The organism is Pseudoalteromonas sp. c7(2019) (genome assembly GCF_011378625.1).
Lineage (GTDB): Bacteria > Pseudomonadota > Gammaproteobacteria > Enterobacterales > Alteromonadaceae > Pseudoalteromonas > Pseudoalteromonas arctica.
The window spans coordinates 1-301 of record NZ_WTKS01000148.1 but is presented as its reverse complement, the minus strand read 5'-3'; the positions used below and the strand labels follow the sequence as shown (position 1 = coordinate 301).

Sequence of the window (301 nt, the reverse complement as noted above, 5' to 3'; positions counted from 1 at the left end):
GCCGTTACTTCAGCACCAATTAATACAATTAACCAACTAAAGTAGATCCATACAAACATAATAGGGATGACCGCTAATGCGCCATAAATAATCTGTTGTGATGGGAAATTAGTAATATATAAAGTAAATAAATCTGTCGCTAAGCTAAATAATAAAGCAGCAATAAAACCACCTATCATCGCATAACGTAAACGCACTCTTTGGTGAGGCACTAACGTATAAACACCAGCAAAAGCGAGCCAAGAAAAGACAAACGGCATAAAACTGAGTACTTGCTGCCCGATTGATAAAAAGCCATCGG

1 protein-coding gene is annotated in these 301 nt (G+C 37.5%); it reads right to left on the bottom strand.

Annotated elements, in window-relative coordinates:
- A partial coding sequence (locus GQR38_RS20365; RefSeq protein WP_165738101.1) for a YihY family inner membrane protein occupies positions 1 to 301 on the bottom strand: 301 nt, incomplete at both ends.